The 2,627-nt window shown below is 76.2% G+C and carries 4 protein-coding genes and 1 pseudogene; 4 read left to right on the top strand and 1 reads right to left on the bottom strand.

Going from position 1 to position 2,627, the window contains the following annotated elements; all coding sequences use genetic code 11:
• On the top strand, positions 1-226 hold a 226-nt coding region (locus Q6969_RS14850; protein ID WP_317231133.1), incomplete at its 5' end, for a hypothetical protein.
• Positions 219-866: a response regulator transcription factor gene (locus Q6969_RS14845; protein ID WP_258070209.1), complete on the top strand. Its 648-nt coding sequence runs from the start codon at positions 219-221 to the stop codon at positions 864-866. The genes Q6969_RS14850 and Q6969_RS14845, both read left to right, overlap by 8 nt.
• 247 nt (positions 867-1,113) lie before the next feature.
• Here Q6969_RS14845 and Q6969_RS14840 read toward each other — a convergent pair.
• Positions 1,114-1,476, bottom strand: a pseudogene (locus tag Q6969_RS14840) (CHRD domain-containing protein); the annotation flags it as partial.
• A gap of 390 nt (positions 1,477-1,866) precedes the next feature.
• Here Q6969_RS14840 and Q6969_RS14835 point away from each other — a divergent pair.
• Positions 1,867-2,373 carry a sigma-70 family RNA polymerase sigma factor gene (locus Q6969_RS14835; protein WP_317231132.1) on the top strand — a complete coding sequence of 169 codons (507 nt, stop codon included), beginning with the start codon at positions 1,867-1,869 and terminating at the stop codon, positions 2,371-2,373.
• Positions 2,370-2,627 (top strand): hypothetical protein (locus tag Q6969_RS14830; RefSeq protein WP_317231131.1); only part of this gene is annotated, 258 nt, incomplete at its 3' end. The genes Q6969_RS14835 and Q6969_RS14830, both read left to right, overlap by 4 nt.

The raw sequence follows: 2,627 nt of genomic DNA, 5'->3' as shown, positions 1-2,627 counted from the left end.
CGCGGGCGGGTGGCTCACCGCGGAGCCGGAGCCCCGGCCGGAGCAGGACGGCGCGGGCGAGTTCGTCGTGACGGCGTACCTGCCGATCACCGGCGGGGCGGGTGACGCTCCCGCCCGGCCCGCCGTCGACGTGACGGCCGTCGCCGCGACCGACTCGCCGGCCGCCGCCGCGGCATCGGCATCCCCCGCCGCATCCGCCTCCGACGCCGCCGGTCCCCGTGGTTGAGCCGGTGCGCGTCGCCGTGGTCGACGACCAGCCGCTCTTCGCCCAGGGCCTCCGCATGCAGATCGACGCGACGGACGACCTCGTCTGCGTCGGCATCGCCGGGGACGGCCGCGACGGGATCGACCTCGTGCGCCGGGAGGCTCCCGACGTGGTGCTGATGGACCTCCGCATGCCGGTGCTCGACGGCCTGGCCGCGACCGCCGCGGTGCGGGACGGCGGCGCCGAGGCGCCCCGCGTGATCGTCCTCACCACCCTCCGCGACGACCAGGCCGTGCGCGCCGCCGCGCGCGCGGGCGCCGCCGCGTTCCTCACGAAGGACGCGCGGCCCGAGGTGCTGCTCGCGACCGTGCGCGCCGCCGCGGCGGGCGAGGTCACGGGCGACACCGAGGACCTGCTGCGGGACTTCGGCGCCGCTCCCCCGCAACCCGACGTCGACGTGCTCGCGGTGCTGACGCCGCGCGAGCGCGAGACCTTCCTGCTCGTCGCCCGCGGGCTGACCAACGTCCAGATCGCCGAGGCGTCCTTCGTCGCGGCGTCGACCGTGAAGACGCATGTGCAGGCGGTGCTCGCGAAGCTCGGGCTCCGCAGCCGCCTGCAGGTCGTCGTCTTCGCCCATGAGAGAGGACTGGTGCGCTCGTGACCGCATCACCCATCCGCGGATCCGCCGGGCGCCTGGCCCGCCGGATCCGCACCCCGCGCGGCGTCGTCGCCGTCGTGGTCGCCGCGGGACTCATCGGCGTCGCCGTCGCGAACGCACCGGCGCCCCGGACCGAGCCGGTCGCGGATCCGCCCGCGCCCGTGTCGACGCCGCCGACCGGCACCTGGGTGAGCTGGCCGCGCACGGCGCCGGCCGTGAACGAGGCGGTGTGGGTGTCGGCCGCGAACGCCGACGGGTCGGCCTCGATCTGCGCGACCGTGAAGCCCTCGCCGGTGTCCGCGCCCTGGGGGCTCATGATCCCGGTGGTGAAGGGCCCCTGCATGCAGCCGGAGCTCGTGCGCGTGCCGTTCCCGGCGTCCGTCGGGTTCGGGAACGCGATGCGGGGCGGGCCCGCCTTGCCGACCGCGGCCTGGTGGATGTGCGTCGCCGTCTTCGCGGGGCTCTGGTACTCGCCCGTCACGCCGGTGAGCGTGATGTCGTAGCAGATGGTGTTCGACGCGGAGTCGAGGCGGAGGTCGAAGCGGCCCGTCGCGCCGGACTCGCCGGGAGTCGCGACGCCGTCGGCGTTGAGCACCTGGTCGGGCGTCGCCATCACGGTGAACGCGCTCGTGAAGCGGTCCGGCGTCGGCACGGTCGTCTCGGCGGACGCCGGCGTGGCGACGAGCAGGGTGAGGGCAGCCGCGGCGGCGCCTCCGATGGTCATGGTGCGGATCAGGTTCGTGTGCGTCATCGCGTGCGCCCTTCGTGGACCGCGGCACCCCGGACGGACGCCGCTCCTGACAGGGCATACGCCCGGCGGGCGGTCCGCGTTCATCGGCGGCGCGGATCCGTCCCGCCGCACGTGATGCGACCCGCCGGTGAACGCCCGGCCCTCGGCGCGCGTATCCCCCCTCGAGGGCGCGCATCCCGCGCGCCTAGGCTGAGGGGGATCACGATGGCGCTCGTCCTGACGCCCCCGGCACCTTCCCCCGAGCGGAGCACGATGAGCGCAGGCACGCCCGGGCTCGACGTGCGCCAGGCGTTCGCGGAGCACGGGAGCGCGCTCCTCGGCTTCGCGGTGAACGCGCTGCAGGACCGCGGCCTCGCCGAGGACTGCGTGCAGGAGACGTTCCTCCGCGCATGGCGGGCCCGCGACTCCTTCGACGGTGGACGCGGCAGCGCCCGCACCTGGCTCTTCGCGATCGAGCGGCGCGTGATCCTCGACGTGCACCGCGCCCGGGCCCGCACCCCGCGGATCGTGGCCGAGGAGGAGGCGCCCGAGGCGGCGACGCAGGACGCGGATCCGCTCGACCGGCTCGGCATCGTGGAGGGCCTCGCCCGGCTCAGCGAGGCGCACCGCGAGGCCGTCGTCGCCGTGCACCTCACCGGCCTCAGCTACCAGGAGCTCTCCACGGCCACGGGCGTGCCCGTCGCCACCCTGCGGACCCGCGTCTTCCACGCGCTCCGCGCACTCCGCACGCATCTCGACGAAGTGGACCCCCGCCCATGACCGACGACCGCACCCCCGACCCGGGCGCCGACGACACCGACGACCGGCGCGCCGAGCTCATCGCCGCGGCCCTCGCCGACGACCTCTCGCCCGCCGAGACCGCCGAGCTCGACGCGCTGCGCGCGGCCGACCCGACGATCGACGCGGAGATCGCGCTGCTGGGCGGCCTGCCGTCGGCGATCCGCGGCATCGGCGCGTGGCAGGACGCGCGACCGGCCGCGACGCGATCGTCGCGGAGTGGATGGCCGAGCGCG

It is taken from the genome of Clavibacter sp. MX14-G9D, from assembly GCF_032917815.1.
Lineage (GTDB): Bacteria > Actinomycetota > Actinomycetes > Actinomycetales > Microbacteriaceae > Clavibacter > Clavibacter michiganensis_K.
Note: the sequence above shows the minus strand (reverse complement) of the source record. Positions and strands in the feature narration are given on the sequence as shown.

What these genes read in the sequence shown, in the direction of transcription:
- Q6969_RS14835 (WP_317231132.1), top strand. Translation starts at nt 1,867, where the DNA reads ATGAGCGCAGGCACGCCCGGGCTCGACGTGCGCCAGGCGTTCGCGGAG.